This window comes from bacterium (assembly GCA_035419245.1).
Taxonomy (GTDB): domain Bacteria; phylum Zhuqueibacterota; class Zhuqueibacteria; order Residuimicrobiales; family Residuimicrobiaceae; genus JAKPUX01.
In genome coordinates this window covers 552,364-572,781 of sequence record DAOLSP010000001.1, presented here as the reverse complement: position 1 = coordinate 572,781, position 20,418 = coordinate 552,364, and the positions used below count along the sequence as shown (strand labels likewise).

General features: G+C 59.1%; 17 protein-coding genes. All 17 read right to left on the bottom strand.

The genetic code is table 11. From position 1 onward, the window contains the following. Window positions 1-16: 16 nt before the first annotated feature. Window positions 17-1,396: a phosphomannomutase/phosphoglucomutase gene (locus tag PLH32_02300; GenBank protein ID HQJ63415.1), complete on the bottom strand. Its 1,380-nt coding sequence runs from the start codon at window positions 1,394-1,396 to the stop codon at window positions 17-19. Then, window positions 1,389-2,261: a peptide chain release factor N(5)-glutamine methyltransferase gene (gene prmC / locus PLH32_02295; protein ID HQJ63414.1), complete on the bottom strand. Its 873-nt coding sequence runs from the start codon at window positions 2,259-2,261 to the stop codon at window positions 1,389-1,391. The genes PLH32_02300 and prmC overlap by 8 nt, the downstream gene beginning before the upstream one ends. Before the next feature lie 41 nt (window positions 2,262-2,302). Then, window positions 2,303-3,370, bottom strand: a complete 1,068-nt coding sequence (prfA, locus tag PLH32_02290; protein ID HQJ63413.1) for a peptide chain release factor 1 — start codon at window positions 3,368-3,370, stop codon at window positions 2,303-2,305. A gap of 14 nt (window positions 3,371-3,384) precedes the next feature. Then, complete coding sequence (locus tag PLH32_02285) at window positions 3,385-4,311, bottom strand: DUF1385 domain-containing protein (GenBank protein HQJ63412.1); 927 nt, start codon at window positions 4,309-4,311, stop codon at window positions 3,385-3,387. 93 nt (window positions 4,312-4,404) lie between these two features. Then, complete coding sequence (rpmE, locus tag PLH32_02280; GenBank protein HQJ63411.1) at window positions 4,405-4,617, bottom strand: 50S ribosomal protein L31; 213 nt, start codon at window positions 4,615-4,617, stop codon at window positions 4,405-4,407. Window positions 4,618-4,704: 87 nt separating this feature from the next. Further along, a complete protein-coding gene (gene rho / locus PLH32_02275; GenBank protein ID HQJ63410.1) occupies window positions 4,705-5,952 on the bottom strand; it encodes a transcription termination factor Rho in 1,248 nt (415 codons plus the stop codon). 222 nt (window positions 5,953-6,174) lie between these two features. Then, entirely contained in the window at window positions 6,175-7,275 is a 1,101-nt protein-coding gene (ugpC, locus tag PLH32_02270; protein ID HQJ63409.1) for a sn-glycerol-3-phosphate ABC transporter ATP-binding protein UgpC, read from the bottom strand. A 147-nt stretch (window positions 7,276-7,422) separates the two neighbouring features. Beyond that, window positions 7,423-8,712 (bottom strand): folylpolyglutamate synthase/dihydrofolate synthase family protein, encoded by a 1,290-nt coding sequence (locus PLH32_02265; protein ID HQJ63408.1) that lies wholly within the window; start codon window positions 8,710-8,712, stop codon window positions 7,423-7,425. Between the two features lie 2 nt (window positions 8,713-8,714). Further along, window positions 8,715-10,400, bottom strand: coding sequence for a hypothetical protein (locus tag PLH32_02260; GenBank protein HQJ63407.1), 1,686 nt, complete (start codon window positions 10,398-10,400; stop codon window positions 8,715-8,717). Further along, window positions 10,384-11,700: a GTPase HflX gene (hflX, locus tag PLH32_02255; protein ID HQJ63406.1), complete on the bottom strand. Its 1,317-nt coding sequence runs from the start codon at window positions 11,698-11,700 to the stop codon at window positions 10,384-10,386. Before hflX ends, PLH32_02260 begins: the two co-directional genes overlap by 17 nt. Then, window positions 11,701-13,767, bottom strand: a complete 2,067-nt coding sequence (locus PLH32_02250; protein HQJ63405.1) for a BatA domain-containing protein — start codon at window positions 13,765-13,767, stop codon at window positions 11,701-11,703. An 18-nt stretch (window positions 13,768-13,785) separates the two neighbouring features. Next, complete coding sequence (gene gmhA / locus PLH32_02245) at window positions 13,786-14,370, bottom strand: D-sedoheptulose 7-phosphate isomerase (GenBank protein ID HQJ63404.1); 585 nt, start codon at window positions 14,368-14,370, stop codon at window positions 13,786-13,788. 5 nt (window positions 14,371-14,375) lie between these two features. Then, a complete protein-coding gene (locus tag PLH32_02240) occupies window positions 14,376-15,170 on the bottom strand; it encodes a hypothetical protein (GenBank protein HQJ63403.1) in 795 nt (264 codons plus the stop codon). Between the two features lie 23 nt (window positions 15,171-15,193). Continuing rightward, a complete protein-coding gene (locus tag PLH32_02235) occupies window positions 15,194-15,937 on the bottom strand; it encodes a geranylgeranylglyceryl/heptaprenylglyceryl phosphate synthase (GenBank protein ID HQJ63402.1) in 744 nt (247 codons plus the stop codon). 21 nt (window positions 15,938-15,958) lie between these two features. Next, window positions 15,959-18,610, bottom strand: coding sequence for an alanine--tRNA ligase (alaS, locus tag PLH32_02230; GenBank protein ID HQJ63401.1), 2,652 nt, complete (start codon window positions 18,608-18,610; stop codon window positions 15,959-15,961). A gap of 110 nt (window positions 18,611-18,720) precedes the next feature. Then, a complete protein-coding gene (locus PLH32_02225) occupies window positions 18,721-19,359 on the bottom strand; it encodes a RecX family transcriptional regulator (protein HQJ63400.1) in 639 nt (212 codons plus the stop codon). A gap of 26 nt (window positions 19,360-19,385) precedes the next feature. Further along, window positions 19,386-20,414, bottom strand: coding sequence for a recombinase RecA (gene recA, locus PLH32_02220; protein HQJ63399.1), 1,029 nt, complete (start codon window positions 20,412-20,414; stop codon window positions 19,386-19,388). Window positions 20,415-20,418 lie beyond the last annotated feature (4 nt).

Genomic DNA, 20,418 nt, shown 5'->3' with positions numbered 1-20,418 from the left:
CCAGAGTGGCATCCTTTCAAACCGCCAACTCTGCGGGATCGTAAACGATGGCAGGAAACTTGTCCATTTCCCTGCGAAAAATTGCGATGATCTCGGCCAAGCGTTCCCTGGTCCTGGCCTCAAAGCGCAATACCAGTACCGGCTGGGTGTTGGAGGCGCGAATCAGACCCCAACCGTCGCCGAAGAGCACCCTGGCGCCATCGATGGTGATGGTTTCGTGCTGCGCGCTGAATGTCTTGACCATCTCGTCAATGACGGTGAATTTTTCACTATCCGCACACTCGACGCGGATTTCCGGAGTGGAGACGAAGGCCGGGAGCTGATCGGCAAGGGCCGAAAAGGGGAGCGTGCTTTCAGCCAAAAGGCGCATAATCCGCCCTGAAGCATAGAGGCCGTCATCGAAACCGAAAAACTCGTCCGCAAAAAAGAGGTGTCCGGACATCTCGCCGGCAAAAGGCGCGTGCAGCTCTTTCATCTTGGCCTTGAGCAGGGAGTGTCCGGTCTTGTACATCAGCGGCAAACCTCCGAGACGGGTGATCTCTTCGGGAAGCATTTGCGAACATTTGACGTCGAAAAGGATCGTACTGTCCGGATGGTTGGCCAGCACTTCGCGGCTGAGCAGAGCCATGAGGGCATCCGCGTAGATTAGCCGACCGCGGTCATCGACAATCCCCACCCGGTCGGCATCGCCGTCATAACCGATCCCGAGATCCGCCTTTTCGGCGAGGACCAGCTGGCGCAAATCCTGCATGAACTTGGGCACAGTGGGATCGGGCAGATGGTTGGGAAAGTGGCCGTCCGGATCGCAATACAGGGGGATAACCTCTACCCCGAGACTGCTCCATAATTCCGGAGCGATAGGTCCGGCCGCGCCATTGCCCGCATCGATGACGACCTTGAGCTTGCGCGCGAAATGGAGTTTGCTGCGCATCATTTCCCGGTAGGCGGGGTAAATCTCATGGTTAGCGACATGGCCGCTGCTGGTGCGGATAAAAGCATTCTTGCGGATAATCTGTCTCAGTTCCTGGATCTGCAGGCCATAGATGGGGGCGAGGCCTTCGCACATCTTGAAGCCGTTATACTCGATGGGATTGTGGCTGCCGGTGATCATTACGCCGCCATCGGCCTTGAGATGGAGAATCGCAAAATAAAGGACCGGCGTCATCACCTCGCCGACCATCGAGACATCCAGCCCGGTGGTTAAAACCCCGTCGATGAAGAGCTTGGCAAGATGCGGTGAGGTGAGCCGCACATCGTGTCCGACGGCGATCCGTTTATGCCCCCGTTTGCTCATCCAGGTGCCGTAGGCCCGTCCGATGTTGTAGGCCACATCATTGGTCAGGTCCGTTCTGACGACGCCGCGAATATCGTATTCGCGGAAAATACCTTCATTCATGGTTTCCTCCTGGAGAGAAGAGGTGCACGAGTCGTTCCTTTCCGGCCAGATCATGAAACAATTCCACGTTCTGAAAACCTGGCTTGAAGAGTTCCCCAACCACTGCGGCCATGCCATCGCCGATCTCAACAAAGGCCTCACCGCCGTTGCGCAGCAGGGGGGGCAGTTGCTGCGCTAGGCTGCGATATGCGTCCAGGCCATCCTCGCCGCCGAAGAGGGCTTCGTGCGGCTCATGATCGCGGATCTCGGGATCCAGCCCCTGCCAATCGGCACTACGGATATAGGGCGGATTGGCGACAGCCAGATCGAAAGAACCCCGCCATTCCGGTGGCAGGGGCGCCTTTAGGTCCTGCTGTAACAGCGTGACGCGGCCGGCAAGGCCATGCAATTCACAGTTCTTCCGAGCCCATTTCAGCGCCGCCGTTGAGCTGTCCAAGGCGGTTACGGCGGCTTGTGGCAGCGCTTCGGCCAGGGCGATGGCGATGCAACCCGTGCCGGTGCCCAGATCGATGATCCGCAGGGCATCCTGTTCCTGGAGCATCACCCTGGCCCGCGCCAGGGCTTTCTCGACCAGAAGTTCGGTCTCCGGACGGGGAATGAGGGCGCCCGGTCCCACCAGGAAACGCAGCGACATGAACTCGGTTTCTCCGAGGAGGTACTGCAACGGCTCATGCGCAACCAGCCGTAAAAATAGCGCTTTGTACCGCGCCAATTCGCCCGCCTCGAGGGGCCGGTCGAATTGTACATAGAGATCCACCCGGCGCAGCTGCAGGAGATGGGCCAGAAGCCGCTCCGAGAGCAGCCGGCCGTTGGTGAACCCCTTCCCGGTCAGATACTCGCTGCTCCACTGGATCAGCTGGAGCACGGTCCAGACTCTTGCGCTCGCATTCTCCGCCATCGCCGGCCTTAATTCATGACCTTGAGCATCTCGCTGCGATCGGCGATCTGCAACTGCTCGATGAACTCATCGATATGGCCGGCGAGGACCGATTCCAGCTGGTAGAGCGTCAGTCCGATGCGGTGGTCCGTCACCCGGTTCTGCGGAAAATTGTAGGTGCGGATCTTGGCGCTGCGGTCGCCGGTGCTGACCATCGACCGCCGTGTCGCAGTCAGTTTGGCCTGCTCCTCTTCGAGGGCCAGATCATAAAGGCGCGCCCGGAGCACCTTGAGAGCTTTGGCCTTGTTTTTATGCTGTGATTTTTCATCCTGGCAACTCACCACCAGTCCGGTCGGGAGATGGGTCACACGCACCGCCGAATCGGTCGTGTTGACGCTCTGGCCGCCGGGGCCGGAGGAGCGGAAGACATCGATGCGCAGGTCATTGGGGTTGATCTCCACATCGATCTCCTCGGCTTCGGGAAGGACTGCGACCGAAGCGGCCGAGGTATGAATGCGGCCGCTCGCCTCCGTTTGGGGTACCCGCTGCACCCGGTGTACGCCGCCTTCGTATTTCATTTTGCCGTAGACATCCTTGCCGGTGAGCGAAAAGATCACCTCGCGGAAGCCGCCGATGCCCTGGGGGTTGGCACTCATGATCTCCAATTTCCAACCCTGGCGTTCGGCATAATACTGGTACATGCGGAACAAATCGCCAGCGAAAAGGCCCGCCTCGTCCCCGCCGGTGCCGGCGCGGATCTCGATGATCGCATTGCGCGCATCCTGGGGATCCTTGGGGATCAGCAGCCATTTAAGTTTTTCCTCGAGGGTGGCGAGTTCGCTGCGCAGCTCATCCAACTCGGCGCGGGCCATCTCGACCAGCTCGGCTTCTTCGTTCTCATGGATGACCTTTTCATCGCCCGCCATATCCTTTTCGACCTTGAGATAGCGTTGATAGGTCATGACGATTTCCGAGAGTTCCGCTTCCTCCTTGGCTAGATCGCGCAGCAATTGGGGCTTGGCGAGCACTTCCGGATCACTGAGCTGCCTCTGCACCTGCTCATGTCGGGCGACCATCGCCTCCAGCTTTTCTTTCACAGTCTGATCCTTTATCAAACCAACTCGATGGCCGAGGACCCTGCCTGAAGCTCTTTGCCGATGGCACAGCGCAGGGCGACCATGGCCACCTCGAGCTGCTTTTCATCCGGCTCGTTGGTGGTGATCTTTTGCAGCCAGAGGCCGGGCAGGATGAAGATGCGAAAAAAGGGATTGCGTGCGGCCTTAGCCGAAAGCTTGATCAATTCGTAACTGATCCCGCCGATCACCGGCACGAAGGCGAGGCGAGCAAGGCGGTCGGCCAGTGACTCCGGTTTGCCAAGAAACATGAAGACCAGTATACTGACGACCATGACGATGAGGAGAAAGCTCGTTCCGCAACGTGGATGCAAGGTCGTGAAGGGTTGGGCACCAGCCGGCGTCAAGGGTTGGTTGTTTTCGTGGGCAAAGATGGATTTGTGCTCGGCGCCGTGGTATTCAAAGACCCGCCGGATCTCCTTCCATTTGGAGATCAGATAAATATAGGCGAGGAACAGGATCAGCCGTAAAGCGCCATCGACCAGATTGAAGGCCCAGCCGCTTTGCAGCCCCAGCAGATCGGTGAGAATCAGTGGCAAATAAAAGAAAAAGGCGATGCCCAGAGCGAGCGAAAAGAGGAGGGTGAGCCCCATCCAGAGATCATTCCACCGGCTTTTTTCCGGCTTTCGCACATCCGCTTGCGTCTCATCGGCCATGGCGATATCCCCGGAAAAATTGAGGGCTTTGACGCCCAGCAGCAGGGATTCGATCAAAAGGATGCCACCGCGCAAGATGGGGAGATTGAGCACCTTGCAGCGCTTGACGATGGAGGTGAAGGGCGTGCACTTGAGTGCGATATTTCCATCCGGTTTACGTACGGCCATGGCGATACGATCATTGCCGCGCATCATCACCCCTTCGATAATCGCCTGACCGCCAACAGCCAATGACTCCGGTTCATTCATAAAAGCATTTCCTGCCTGGGTTAAAAAATAAAAAAACGGAAGTCCCTCCGCAGCGGCGGGATATCTTCCGTTTTATGTCGTCTCAACGTGATGCTAGGACTGCTTGTTAGGCAGATTGTAGCGCCGGCGGAACTGCTCGACGCGGCCCGCCGTATCCAGGAGTTTCTGCTTGCCCGTGAAGAAAGGATGGCAATTGGAGCAGATATCTAGCTTCTGGTCACCCACCGTGGTGCGCACTTTGAAGGTATGGCCACAGGCGCAGGAGACGGTGCTCACTTCATATTTGGGATGAATGCCCTTTTTCAATGTATATCCTCCGGTTCGTGAATTCAAAGAAATTTGCAAACAAAAATATACAAAAACAGAACGGCAATAGCAAGAAAAACATTCGGCTTACATATTCATCGAATCCAAAAACTGCTTGTTGGATTTGGTTCCCTGCATCTTGGAGAGCAGGAATTCCATGGCCTCCACTGGCGCCAGTTCGGCTAGCAGTTTTCGTAAAATCCAGACACGGTTCAGCTCGAGGTCGCCAAGCAAAAGTTCTTCTTTGCGCGTGCCGGAGCGGTTGACATCGATGGAGGGGAAGATACGGCGGTCGGAGATGCGGCGGTCCAGCACCAATTCCATATTGCCCGTTCCCTTGAACTCTTCAAAGATGACCTCGTCCATGCGGCTGCCGGTGTCGATGAGGGCGGTGGCGATGATGGTTAAGCTGCCCCCCTCTTCGATATTGCGGGCAGCACCAAAAAAGCGTTTTGGGCGATGCAGGGCGTTGGCGTCGACGCCACCGGAGAGGATCTTGCCGCTGTGGGGCACCACGGCGTTGTGAGCGCGGGCGAGACGGGTGATGCTGTCGAGGAGGATGCAGACATCCTGGCCGTACTCGACCAGACGTTTGGCCTTCTCCAGGACCATATCGGAGACCTGAACGTGGCGCTCGGCCGGCTCATCGAAGGTCGAACTGATCACCTCCGCCTTGACTGACCGTTCCATATCGGTCACTTCTTCGGGACGCTCGTCGATGAGAAGTACAATGAGCTTCATTTCAGGATGATTGGTGGTGATGGCATTGGCGATCTTTTGCAGCAGGGTGGTTTTTCCAGTTTTGGGCTGGGCGACGATCAGACCGCGCTGACCCTTGCCGATGGGGGTGAGCATATTCATGATGCGCATTGACATCTCACCCGCAGTGGTCTCCAGCTCTATGCGGCTGTGTGGATAGAGCGGCGTCAGGTTGTCGAAGAGGATGATGTTCTTGGCCTCTTCCGGATTCTCAAAGTTGACCGCCTCGACCTTGAGCAGGGCGAAAAAGCGCTCATTTTCCTTGGGTGGCCTGATCTGGCCGGAGACGGTGTCGCCGGTTCGCAGGCCGAAGCGCTTGATCTGCGAGGGGGAGACATAGATGTCGTCCGGTCCGGGCAGATAATTGAAATCGGGGGAGCGCAGAAAGCCATAGCCGTCGGGCAGCACCTCGAGGACCCCTTCAGCGAAGATGAGTCCCTCTTTCTTGGTCTGTTCTTCCAGGATTTTGAAGATCAGTTCCGATTTGCGCAGGCCGGTGCAGCCGGTGACGCCCATGTCCTGGGCCAGCTTGTTCAGCTCGGCGATTTTCCGCGCCTTGAGTTCAGCAATATCCATTGAAACCTCATATTAAATAGTAGTACGTTGGGTCTTTGCTTGCGATGTTCATAACAGGGAATTCAGCGGTACACAGCGTGCAAGGGTAGCAAATCATGAAGTGAAGCCTTGGAATTTGGCAACCCCGGGGAATCACCACCCCACCACCAGATAAACAGCATAACGTCAGAAGATAGAACCGGACATGAAGATTGCGGTGAGGATGAACGGTTCAGGGAAGGATCAGAGGATGGCCGCTTCACTCTCCGCCAGAAAAAAATGCGCTTTGTCCATATCAAACAGAACTCGGTATTCTGCGTTGACACTCGGACGCGATTGCACATTCATCCGCGCCACCAGGGTATTGGCACCGTTGGCCAGATAGACGAAAATCTCGTTGCCCATGGGCTCGACCACTTCCACCCGGCAAGCGGCATGCCATTCCGGGAGGGCCTTGGCCGCTGAGTCATACTCGCTCAGGTCCTCAGGCCGGATGCCCAGGATTAGTTTCTCCCTGATATGCGGGGTCAGGCGCTCGCTCCGGGCATCGGGAATGCGCAGCTGCATCCCGTCCGCCTTGAACCAGAGCCCCTCTTCACGAATGATCTCACCCGGGATAAAATTCATCGCTGGGCTGCCGATGAAACCGGCGACGAATTTGTTCACCGGCGCATCGTACAGATTCATCGGGGTATCGATTTGCTGTACCCGGCCATCTTTCATCACGACGATACGGTCGCCCATGGTCATCGCCTCGACTTGGTCATGGGTGACATAGATCATGGTGGTTTCGAGCCGGGTATGCAGCTTGGAAATCTCGGTGCGCATCTGCACCCGCAGTTTGGCGTCGAGATTCGAGAGGGGTTCATCAAAGAGAAAGACCTGGGGTTTGCGCACGATCGCACGGCCGACGGCAACCCGCTGCCGCTGCCCGCCAGAGAGCTGCTTGGGTTTGCGCTCGAGGAGATCCTCAATGCTCAGAATATCCGCAGCTTCCTTAACGCGCCGGGTGATCTCCTCCTTCGGATATTTCCGCAGCTTCAACCCGAAGGCCATGTTTTCAAAAACTGTCATGTGCGGGTAGAGCGCGTAGTTCTGAAAGACCATGGCGATGTCGCGGTCTTTGGGTGGCACCTCATTCACTACGCGGTCTCCAATGCGGATTTCGCCCGAGCTGATCTCCTCCAGCCCGGCAATCATACGCAGGGTGGTTGATTTGCCACACCCTGAAGGTCCAACCAGAACGATAAACTCTTTATCCTTGATGTCGATATCGACCGCATCAACCGCTTTGACTTGATGCTCAAAGATCTTGCTCACTTTGTCCAGCTGGACCTTCGCCAAGACTGTGCTCCCGGAGTTGTGTATTCGCTTGTGGGTAATTCTCGCTTTAAGAGATACGGATGTGCTCTATGTATGAGGCAATTTGAAGATCAGGGTGTGTTATTATGGGGCAAAGCAGGATTGAATCCTTATTAATTTATTAAAATTTCACCATTTTGTCAAGCCCTTTATTCCGTCGAGGGCGGCGCCGACCACATAATGGGAGCCGGTGATGCATACCACCCGCTGAGAGTCCTCCGCCGCCCAAGCCAGAGCCGCTTCGACCCCGGCACGCACCGAGGGGCAGGGCGTGGCTGGCCGCTGCGCCAGCCGAAGCGTCTGGATCAGCGCCTCGACGGGCAGGCCGCGCTGGGTCGGGGCCGGCACGGCAAAAATCATGGCCGCATCCGCAGGCAGCTCGCGGATCACCCCGTCCAGGTCTTTATCCTTGACCAAACCGAGCACCAGGGCTTTGGGCCTCCCGGGATAAAAATGGTGCCACATCCACTTTTGCCGGGCAAAGCCGCCTGGATTATGCGCAACATCGATCAGCACCAGCGGGGAGGGGCAGAGGGGCTCGAAGCGCCCAGGCCAATGCGTCTTTGCGAGGCCCCGCTGCAGGGGCGGCGGCGCGGGTATCATGCCCTGATGGACGAGATGCTCCGCCGCGCAGACGGCTATCTCGGCATTGCCCACCTGATGCGGCCCGGGCAGGGGTATGAAGAGCTCCTCATAGGTGGCACCGGCCGTCGCGGCTGTGAATCTAGAACCCTCCGCTAAAAGTCGCAGATCCTGCACCTTCACCTCCTGCGAAGCCTTGAAAATCGGGCAGCCGAGCTCCACCGCGCGGCTGAGAATGACCCGCTCCGCCTCCGGCGGCAGCACTCCGGTCACGCAAGGGACACCAGGCTTGATGATCCCCGCCTTCTCTGCAGCAATGGCGGCAAGGCTGTCACCCAGATGCTCCATATGATCAAAACTGATATTCGTGATGATCGAGAGAAAGGGGGTGATGACGTTGGTCGCATCGAGACGGCCCCCCAGCCCCACCTCGATGACCGCTGCCTCAACCCCGGCATCCGCGAAGTGGCGGAAGGCCAGACCGGTCATGGTCTCGAAAAAGGTGCATTGCAGCGACTCGATCAAAGGGCGCCAGCGCTCCACCAGCCGGACGATCTCGGCCTCGCCGATCCAACTCCCCTCGACGCGGATTCTCTCTCTCAGGGTTTGCAGATGCGGCGAGGTGTACATGCCGCAGACCAACCCGCTCTCGCGCAGGATGCTCGCCAACATCGCCGTGACCGATCCTTTACCGTTGGTCCCGGCGACGTGTACAGCGGCAAATTGTTCGTGCGGCTGTCCCAGCTCGGCAAGAAAGGTGTTCATCCGTTCCAGTCCCAGCTTCCAGCCGAAAAGCTCCCGCTGCAGAAGAAAGGATTCCGCTTCGTGATAGTTCATGATCAGTCGATCCGATAGGGCGCGTTCCAGTAAAACAGGGTCAAGCCGCGGGGGGTGCCAAACCAGATATAATCCCCATTGAGCATCAGGGTCAGGACCTCCAGCGTCGGCAGCCCGTCGGTCATAGCATAGCGGATCCATCGCCGGCCCCTGCGTTCATAGCGCCGAACGCCTTGGTCGCTGGCGACCCAAACCGAAGCCGCATCAGCCGCCATCCAGTGGATTTTGCCAACGGATTCGAGGCGTTGCTCCGGGGGTGCAAACCATTCCTTCGTCCGGGCATTGAAGCCGCCAATGCCCGCCGCCGTGCCGAACCAGACCTCATCATTCCAGCAGGCCACCGCCTCGATCTCCTCCTGGACCGGGTAAAAACCCTCGTTATAGAAAAAGCCACTGTCGGTGCGAGTATTGAAGAGATAGAGGCCGAGCTCCGTCGCGACCCAAAGGGTGTCGCCCTGAGGTGCAAGAAAGGAGATGCGCAGCGTGCCCAGATGGCGGAGATCAACAGAATTAATGACCAGCGAATCCGTCTTGCCGAACGAGGATTTGAGCAAGCGTGCCAGCCCGGATTCCGTCGCCACCCAAAGATAGTTGCGGTCCATGTACAGATGGGTGATACGCGGGTCCGGGAGATGCTCGGCCTGGCTCAGGGTACGCCAGTTTGCCCGCTTGACGTCATACCGGGTAAGCCCGTTGCGGGTTCCGAACCAGAGAAACGCATCATCGAAGGCCATCGCTGTGATGCGGTCATCACTGAAACCGGTCAGAAAACGCGGTTCGATAAAATCGGGATCACGCCGATCCACTTCCCAGCGGGTCATGCCGCCATAACCCTGCAGGGCTTGGTCGCCGCCCAGCCAGAGGGCCTCCTGGTCGTAGGCCATGGCCGCCACGGCATCGTCCCACAGGCCGTAAGGGAGCGGCTGGTAGCGCCCGGTGAGCAGGTCGACACGCGCGGCCCCCAATCCCCAGCTGCCCAGCCACAGGGAATTCCAGGAATCACGTTTCCAGCAGGTGAGCGGGAAGGAGCGGTTGTGAAGATCGGTGATCCGGCGCGTTTGATCCTCGTAAAAATAGCCTGGAGGCAGGAAGAGATGCGGGGGCGGCGGTTCCGCCGGAGCGGCCTGGCCGAACCAGACGATCTGAATTTCGGCGGCCGGACTTTTGTCCCATTCCACCACGCCGCTATTGGCCCACAAGGCAAAGGTGCGGCCGGAGCTGGTCATCCCGTATAGAAAATGATCGCTGCCGAATCCGAGGGAGACGGCACGCTCCCCCGGGCGGAATCCAGTCTCATCGTAAAACAGGTTGGTCCAGACATGGCTGGCCGGCCCGAGACAGCTGAGGCCTTCGCGCTGCGCGCACCAGAGGGAGCCGCTGTTCTCGTCGAAAGCCACCAGATCGATATCAGCGCTGGCCAGGCCGTTGCTGACTGTCTGTGGTCTTTCCCAACTTTGGCTGAGCGGATTGTAGCAGCCGATTCCGCCGGTGGTGGCGAAGTAGACGCGGTCCGGAGCGACGCAGAGATTGCGGATGTGCCGCAGGGAGGACCAGGTCGTCCAGTCACCCTCGCGGTAATGACGGTTGGTGCCGCGGATGCGTTCACCCGGGTCCCCGGAAGCCAGCGCCGCTGTGAGGATCCAAATAGCAGCAAGGAGGGCTGCCGATGCTTTAGTCTTTCCGGACATCTTCGCCCTCCCCGGCAAGTATTCTGCTGATTTGGCCGCGTACACGTTGCGCCTGGTTACGGGGAAAGCGGATTTGCACCGAAACCCCCTTTTCGTCGTAAAGAGTATCAAGCACCTCCGCCACCTCATACAGCCGGGCGATACACCCCGCTTGTCGAAGCGGCAGTTCCAGGGTTTCGCTGATAAAGGCGGCTTCTGCGAACTCGCTGAGCCGGGCAACCAGCTGTGTCAGACCGATCCCCCGTTGCGCAGAAATAAAGACACAGGGCTGCTCCGACTCGCGCAGCCGGGCGATCACACCCGGCTGATCAAAGCGATCGATCTTGTTGAAGACCTTGAGAACCGGCTTGCCCGTCAGATGAAGCTCTTGGAGCACCTTCTCCACGGCGATCATCTGCTCGGCATATCCGGGATGGGTAATATCAATGACATGGAGGAGCAGATCGGCGTCGGCGGACTCTTCCAGCGTGCTTTTAAAAGAAGCGATGAGGTGATGCGGCAGTTTGCGGATGAATCCGACTGTATCGATCAGGAGAATCTGGCGGCGAGCCTCGAGCTGCAGGCTGCGCACGGTGGCATCGAGCGTGGCGAAAAGGCGGTCCTCGACCAGAACGCCGGCGTTGGTCAGGGCGTTGAGCAGGGTGGATTTCCCGGCGTTGGTATAGCCGACCAGTGCGGCCTTGAAAAAGTCGTGGCGGTTTTTGCGTCGAATCTCTCGTTGTCCCGCAATGCGCTCAAGCTCCTTTTCGAGCAGTCCGACGCGTTTACGGATCAGGCGCCGGTCGACCTCAAGCTGGGTCTCGCCGGGGCCGCGCACGCCGATGCCGCCGACCTGGCGCTCGAGGTGGCGCCACTGACCGGCCAGGCGCGGCGCGAGATACTTGAGCTGTGCCAGCTCCACCTGAGTACGCGCTTCACGGGTGCGGGCGTGCTTGGCGAAGATATCCAGGATCAGGCCGCTGCGGTCGAGGATCTTGACACCGCAGAGCTTTTCTATATTCTTGGTCTGGGTTGGAGTGAGGTCATCATCAAAAATGACCAGGTCGGCATCCTGGTAGCGCGCCAGCTGCGCCAGTTCCTCCACCTTGCCCCGCCCGATCATGAAAGCCGGATCGCGGCGATCGCGCTCCTGCACCACCCTTTCGATCACATCGGCCCCGGCGGTATCGGCAAGCAGCTCCAACTCATCGAGATAATCCTCAACCCGCCAGGAAGGAGTTTCCCGTGTGATCAGGCCCACCAGGACGGCGCGTTCCCGCGGCGCCGCTGCCGATGAAAGGCTATTCGAATAGTTTTCCACCTATGCCTCCGGCGTTTTCCCGGTTTTTTCGCGGTAAAGGGCCATCTCAACCAGCAGTAAAATCAGGGCGGCGATCATAAATTCACGCCAGTATTCCCGGCCGACCCGCTCTTCGCGGATGGTACGGGCGATTGCGGCCGGATCATCGATCCAGACCAGGTGATGCGATGCGGCGACCTGCGATCGCTGCGCCGCTGTGAGATCCAATTCCGCGTCGGGAGTATTGACCGCCCAGATCATCCGGGTTTTACCTTCGGCTTGCAGACGATAGATGCCGGGCTGCCGCGTCTCGGCGTACACGATCCAGGGACCCGAAGCCGTGACCAGCGGGCGAACATTATCCAGGCGTTCCTCGGGCCCCGCGATCTCAAGCCGGCTCTGCAGCAGGGAAGCCGGCACCCTCCAGCGTAAAAGATCGCCTACCGCGCTCTCACCGCCCTGGTTCAGAGCACCCGATGCGAGATAACTCATGCTGCGGTGCAACAAGGGCGCAAAAAGGGTCCGGTAGGCCATATCGCTCTCCTCCGGCTCGAAACTGGCCGTAAAAAGCAGCACCGTGCCGTGATCGCCGCGCGCCTCAAGCAGATAGGGATCGCCGCTGCTATAGGCCATTAAAACATTTTGCTCGGCGGGTGGAGCCAGGCGCAGCGCATAGGTGAATTGCGGCCGGGTAAAATGACGGGCTTCCCCTTCAAAGATACCCGTAAACAAAGGATGGCTGGCATCGATACGGCCGAGCGAGAAACTGCCGCCTCGCCCCAACTCCCCAAGTACTGGCGCCAGATGAAGCACCGGCGCAAGCCGCTGATTGTACCAGGTGACATCCGTCCGCCGTCCCAAAACGACCAGCAGGCCGCCACCCTCGCTGTGCCATGCCGCCAGATGATCAATGGCTGGCTCGGGCAACGTGTTCAGATTGTAGAGCACGGCGAGCTGCAGCGAGTCCAGTGCCAGGGCGCTCGCGCGTTCAGGGACGACTGGGACCACCTGGATCAGCCCCGAAGAGTCGGCGGAAGAACGGAGCGCCAGCTGCAACAGATCCCCGCCCCGGGATGGCTGCGCCAAGACGCCGACCGTGAGACGCTCCGGCACATAAAATGCGAAATAGCGCTGATTGTCTTGCAGTAGCGCATCATCTTCAAGCAGGACACGGCCGTCGAGCCAGCCGCTGCGATCGAGGATGAAATGGAAGGTCTCCAGAGCCTTAGTGCCTGGTTCGAGCGATACGCTCCGCTGTGCGACCCGCCGGCCATTCAGAAAGAGTTGCGCCAGCTTGTTCCGGCCCGGACCCTGGCCGGTATTCGCGAGCGCCACCTCGATCTCGACGCTCTTGCCGATCTCGAGGATGGTGGAGCGCAGCTTGACACCGGTTATCGCCAGGTTATTGGGATGATCGGCCTGAATGGGAATGGCAAACCGGTGCATCGTGAAGGGGGGAAGCGGCAGCGAATCCGCCGTAAACCCATGGGCTTGCATGTCGGAGACCAGATAGATCTCGCGATTGGCGTTGTTCGAGCGCTGGAGCAGATTCTGGGCAAAACGCAGTCCCGCCGAAATTCGAGTTTCAGAATAATCAAGCCCCATGGTCTCCAGCTCGTGCCTTAGGGCCGCTGGGTCGTGAAAGGCACGCCGGTATTCCTGCCGGGTGGTGTCGGTGACCGGGCAGAGATAGAGCTCATCCCCTGGCTGCATCTGGTCGAGAATGCTCCCGGCGGCTTTTTTCGCCGCATCGAACAGCGTCCGGCCCTTATCTTCGACCGCCATACTCACCGAATTGTCCAGAAGGATTATAGCGCTGGTCCGAGCCCGGGCATTGGCGCCGGTGCGGCTCCGGCAGGTCGGGCGGGCGAAGGCGAGCACCAGCAAGAGCACCGCCAACGTGCGCAGGAGCAGCAGCAGGATCTGGCGGATCCTGACCCGCCGGATTTGCTGGTTCTGCAGTTGTTTGAGAAATCGCAGGGAGCTGAAGCGGACGGGTTTTGCTCGGGCCCGGGTGAAGAGATGGATAAGGATAGGCAGGGCGACGGCGCCAAGCCCCATCAATATGGCGGAATTAAGGAAATTCAATCGCTATACGACTCACGATTAGGACGCGGGTGGAAACAGGGTATCTTCGACGAGCGCGCACCAGATGTGGATGATGCCAATATGCCCCTCCTGGATATGCTGGGAGGTGCGGGCCGGCACGACCAGGGCGAGGTCTGCACAGGCGGACATAGCGCCGCCATCCCGGCCTGCGAGGGTGAGCACCTGGAGTCCGAGCTGCCGTGCGGCCGCGATTGCCTCGAGGATATTCGGCGAGTTGCCGCTGGTGCTGATAGCCAGCAGCAGGTCGCCTGCCTCGCCCCAAGCCTCGACCTGGCGGCGGAATATTTTATCAAACCCGTAGTCATTTCCCACTGCGGTGAGAATGGAGGTGTCGGTCGTCAGGGCGATCGCCGGCAGCGGCGTGCGATCCCGCTGCAGCCGTCCCACCAGTTCAGCGGCGAAGTGCTGGGCATCGGCAGCGCTGCCGCCGTTGCCACAGATCAAGATTTTTTTACCGCGTCGCAGAGCGTCAATTATCATCCCGGCGCCCTGCTGAATGGCGGCGCCCAGCTCATTACGCAGGGTGGCAAAGAGGGCCTCACTCTCCTGGAGCTGCTTTTCGATAAAGTCTAGTTCGTTCATGACATTCACTTGCTTTTGTTGGGCATCAGACGCTGCCAGAGACTGTGTTTTGCAGGGCCAGCCACTGGCTGCGGCGGATCGGTTAAAACCGCCTCGCCACGGAGCAAGCGGGCGGGATTTTCCGCACAAAGACGCAGGGCGAGTTTTTCCCCGTTGCGCTCGGCGATGGCTTTATAAGCCGGTCCCAGGCGCAGGGGCCGCATCTTCAGATCATGAGCATCCGAGGCGATCAGGTGGACTAAATTGGCATCCAGCAGCTGCAGCGCCACCTCCTTCACGGCGCCGCCGAAGACGCCCAAAAGGCTTCCGGCGTTGAGCTGCAGCAAAGCGCCCTTCTCCACCAGGGTAAAGGCTTCCTGAGGGTTCTGCAGAATACGCGCATAACGTTCCGGGTGAGCGATGACCGGTGTATAGGCCTCGTTGATCTGGGCGAAAAAGCCTTTCATGACGAAGTCGGGCATCGAGCCCATCGGAAATTCGACCAAAAAATAGCGGCCATTTTGGGCGGCTGTGGCGATTCTGCGCGTCAAATCGAGTCCGGGATGGGCGAACAGTTCACAGCCCATATGAATCTTGATGTTCAAGCCGGCGTCTGCTGCGCGCGCGATCAGCTCGCTATAGCGCGTCCAAAGCGCTTCCTCGTGGTCGAGATCCTTCGGCGAGAGAATATGGGGCGTGCAGACGACGGCCTCGATACCGTCCTCCGCCGCCATGCGCAGCATCCCCAGCGCCGTCTCCCATGAATCGGCGCCGTCATCCCAAAACGGCAACAAGTGGGCGTGTGTGTCCACCAATCCCATAATCCTCCCAGCCACCCTCAGGATCACTTGACATGTATGGCCTCAGCGAAGGTCTGAATCAAGGCCTGGTCGCGGTTCTTTTCAATGATATTTCCGGTCACAATAAAGCTGGCGCCTGCCGCTACTTTGCGCGCCGCATCTTCAGGAGTGCGGATGCCGCCGCCGACAATGATCGGCAACGCTACATGTCGGGCGAGCGCGCCGATGTGTTCCTCCGGCACCGAAAGTCGTGCGCCGCTGCCCGCCTCCAGATAGATCATGCGCATCCCCAGAAGCTCCGCCGCCATACCGTGCGCGACGGTGATATCCGGCTTCTCGCGCGGAATCGGACGGGTATCACTCAGAAATTGCGCGGAGGTGATATTCCCCGATTCAATCAGCATATAGGCGGTCGAGACCGCCTCCAGCTGCATGGAGCGGATGATCGGCGCGGCCAGGACCTGATCGCCGATGATATAGTAGGCATTGCGCCCGCTGACCAGTGAAAGATAGAGAATGGCATCTGCGTAAGGGGAAAGCTGCCGGGTGCTCCCGGGAAAGATGATCAACGGCAGGGAACAGGTCGCCTTGATGCCCTTGATCAAATCGTCAAATAGATGCGTAAACATCAGGCTCCCACCCAGGAGTAGCGCATCCACCCCGGTTGCTTCGCAGATTCTGGCCAAATCGATCGCCTCCTGCATGCTCTGCTTGTCTGGATCGATCAATACCAGATATCCTGCGCCCCGCCTTTCCTTGATCTGCAGAAGCCGCTCATAAACCTTCACGGACTACCTCATCTTCGTTGGTCACAATCGATCATCCTGGTTTTTTCCGGATTCCAGCCGGTCGATGATCCCAGCCAGAATCCTCTCCGCCTGGTTCAAGGCATCGGCGATTCGCCCGGGATCCCGGGCGCCCGCCAGGGCCATATGAGGACTGCCGCCGCCACTGCCGCCTGCTACAGCGGCGACTTCGCGGACGAGATCTCCGGCCTTGAGCTTGCGCGTTTCGACCAGATCCCGGGTGACAACGCAGATAAACTGTACCTTGTCGCCCATGGCCGTCGCCAGTATACCCACGCCGCTCTGCAGTCCTTCCCGCAGCAGATCGGCCGCCTCTTTCAGTTCGTCAACATTGGCCGCTTCAATTTGCGCGGCCACCATCCGGATGCCGGCAACCTCTTTAGCACCCTGTACCAGCTCACCGATGAGATCCCTGGAGGAGGATTGGCGCAACTTACGCAGCTCGCCTTCAAGGTTCTTGCGTTCTTGTAGCAGCCGCTCGAGGCGATCCGCCACCTCTTCCTCGCGGCAACCCAGCAAGGCGCTACTGCGGGCGACGACGGCCGCGCGCACCAGGAGATAGTCCCGGGCGCTCTGGCCGGTGAGACCCTCCAGCCGCCTCACGCCGGCCGCAATCGCCGACTCGGCGCGCAGGATAAAGAGTCCAATCTCACCGGTGGCGCGCACATGCGTGCCACCGCATAATTCGCGCGAAAAATCCTGCACCTCGACCATACGAACCTGGTCGCTATATTTCTCCCCGAAAAGGGCCATAGCACCGAGCGCTTTGGCTTGCTCGATCGGCATCACCTGCCAGTGGACCGGGCGGTTTCTGAGAATCTCCTGATTGACGATCGTCTCAATAGTCCGAAGCTGCTCTTCGCCGACCTTTTCAAAATGGGTGAAATCGAAGCGCACATAATCCGGGGCCACCAGGGATCCAGCCTGGTGGACGTGCTCACCCAGGACGGTTCGCAAGGCGTGGTGGAGCAAATGGGTGACGGTATGATTACGCTCGGTCGCCCGCCGTTTCTCGACGTTGATCTTCGCCTCGACCCGGTCGCCGGGCACCGGAGCAGTTCCCGCGGTCAACTGACCGAAGTGAACAATATGTGCGCCGACGCTCTTGGTGGTTTCAACGGCAAAATGAAAATGGGCATTGCGGATCTCGCCCGAGTCGCCGACCTGTCCGCCCGATTCGGCATAAAACGGGCTCTCCTTCAAGACAATGCGCCCCGGTTCGTAATGGACCAGTTCAGTCTCGAGTTGATCATGGGTGTAGCCCATGAATCGGGAGTCTTCGCCCATGCCGCTATCGACCTCGATGGTCGCATAACTGCCGTCGCGGCTGCGAGTCGAACGCTGGCGCTGTTTTTCCATCTCCTGGTCAAAGCCCTGGATATCGACGGTCAGGCCTCTCTCCTCGGCCATCAGCTGAGTGAGGTCGAGGGGAAAGCCATAGGTATCGTGCAGCAAAAAGGCGTCGCTCCCGGAGAGCATCCCGTTCCGGCTCGTTGCCACCTTTTCCTCAAAGATCTCGATGCCCCGGTCGAGGTTCCGCCCGAAGCTCTCCTCCTCGGCGCGGATGACGCGCTCGATGTGCGGCTGGCGTTCACGCAGTTCCGGATAGGCATCGCCCATCGAGGTGACGAGCGGCTGCACCAGCTTGTGGATAAAGGGTTCATGCATGCCGAGGGTGCGGCCGAACCGCGCGGCACGGCGCAGGATACGACGCAGGACATAGCCCCGTCCCTCGTTACCTGGGATCGCGCCATCGGCAATGGCGAAAGAGAGGGCGCGGACGTGGTCGCTAAGAACCCGGAAGGCCACGCCCTCCTCCCCATCAGAGTAGGACTTGCCGGTGATGCGGGAGATCGACGCGATGATCGGCGCGAAGAGGTCGGTATCGTAGTTGGATCGGACGTTTTGCAGCACCGAGACAACACGCTCAAATCCGGCGCCGGTGTCGACATGCTTTGCCGGCAGCGGGTGCAGGGCACCCTGATCATCACGATTGTATTGAATGAAGACCAGATTCCAGAGTTCGATGAAACGCGCACAACCGCTGTTGACCCCACAAACATGGTTGGGGTCGATGGAATCGCAGAATCCCTCGCCGCGATCGATATGGATCTCCGAGCAGGGACCGCAGGGGCCGGCGTCGCCCATCTCCCAGAAATTATCCTTCTTGCTGAAGCGTAAAATATGGGAAGGATCGATGCTGGTGCGGCTGGCCCAGAATTCCGCTGCCTCCTCATCGCCCGGCACTTGGTCCATCTCATCGCCGGCGAATATGGTGGCATAGAGCCGGTCGGCAGGTAGGTGCCAGACATCGGTCAGCAATTCCCAAGCCCATTCGATCGCCTCGGCCTTGAAATAGTCGCCGAAGGACCAGTTTCCGAGCATTTCGAAAAAGGTGTGATGATAGGTGTCGCGGCCAACCTCTTCCAGATCGTTGTGCTTGCCCGAGACCCGGATACATTTTTGAGAATCGGCAACGCGGGGCCACTGCCGCGGCCGCAAGCCCAGGAAAATATCCTTGAACTGATTCATACCCGCATTGGTAAAGAGCAGGGTGGGATCATCCTGAGGCACCACGGGAGCGCTGTTAACAATGTGATGATTCTTGTTCTTGAAAAAATCGAGAAAGCTTTGCCGTATTTGCTGTGAAGTCATAAAATGAACCGGTTCCTTGTCTTGCTTTGCTCCGACCCCCGGATTCCGGAATCGGCCTTTTTCATCCGGGAATACTATTAAAACGGGAGAGTGCGCAAGAAAATTTCGGATTACAGACTCTCCCACTCATCGATCAGCGCACTTACCACTTCCCAGCCAAATCCGCGGCGCAAGAGAAAATCCTGGAGCCGCTTCTTGGCCTTTTCCGGGGGGATCGCACCAAGGTTTTTCTTGCGGCGGACGGCTAGTGCACGAGCCACCTCCGCTTCGCTTTGGTCCTGGAAAGCCGCCTGCAAACCTTGCTCGATCTCTGCATCGTTCAGTCCCTTCTGGCGCAGTTCCTGGCGCAACATGAAAGCGCCAGTGGGGCGTGTCGCGGTGCGATTACGCCCCCACATCCGGGCGAAATCGGCGTCGTCGAGGAATCCGAGACGTTCCATCTCTGCAAGAGCCGATTCGACCGCGGCCGGGCTGAACAGGGCCTGTTTCAGCCGGTCGGTCAATTCCTTGCGGCTGCGGCTGCGCACCGCCAGCAGCCGCAACGCTTTCTCCTTGGCGCGCCGGCGCTCCTCGAGGGCGAGGATCGCTTCCACCCGCTCGGCCGTCAGCTGGTCCCCTTTGGCGATGCCGCATTCCAGAAGGACATCTTGATGCAAGCCGAAGGCGAACTCCCCATCGAGAAAAACCGAGATGCGGCTGGCATCCTTTTTCTGCATCTCGATGGCCGTGACCGTGTGCGTTTCAGCCATGAATCTCGCTCCCGCCGGAAGGGGCTTTAGGCTTCAGCGCTCGCAGCTTCCTTGCCCCCAACCAGGCCAATGGACTCGCGCACACGCTTTTCGATAGCTTGCAAGAGTTCAGGATTCTGGTCGAGGTAGCGGCGCACATTCTCGCGGCCTTGGCCCAAGCGCTCCTCCTTGTAAGAGAACCAGGTGCCGCTTTTTTCAATGATGTTCATGTTCACCGCCAGGTCGAGCAGATCGCCGATTTTGGAGATTCCCTGACCGTAGATGATATCAAATTCGGCCTCCTTGAAGGGAGGCGCGACCTTGTTCTTGACGACCTTCACCTTGGTACGGTTGCCGATGACATTCTCCCCCTCCTTGATCGAGGCCGTCCGGCGGATATCGAGGCGGACCGAGGAATAGAACTTGAGAGCGCGGCCGCCGGTAGTGGTCTCCGGACTGCCGAACATTACGCCGATCTTTTCGCGGATCTGGTTGATAAAGACTACGCAGGTCCTGGATTTGCTGATCGCCGCGGTCAGTTTGCGCATCGCCTGCGACATCAGGCGGGCCTGCAGGCCCATCTGGGCATCGCCCATCTCTCCCTCGATCTCCGCCCGCGGTACCAGGGCGGCTACGGAATCGATCACGATGACATCCAGCGCGCCGCTGCGCACCAGTGTCTCGGTGATCTCGAGGGCTTGCTCGCCGGTATCCGGTTGCGAGATCAGCAGATTCTCGGTATCGACGCCGAGGAGATTGGCATAATGGGCATCCAGTGCGTGTTCGGCATCGACAAAGGCCGCCAGGCCGCCGGCCTTTTGCGCCTCGGCGATGACATGCAAGGCGAGGGTCGTCTTGCCTGAAGATTCCGGGCCAAAAATCTCGATGATCCGGCCACGCGGCACCCCACCCACCCCCAGAGCGGCATCCAGTGAAATCGATCCTGTGGAAATCACATCAATGGCCACCTTCTTGTCCTCGCCGAGCCACATGATCGACCCCTTGCCATACTGCCGGTCAATCTGGGTCATGGCCAGCTCGAGCGCTTTACGCTTCTCTTCTCTCTCTTCTGGCATAAAG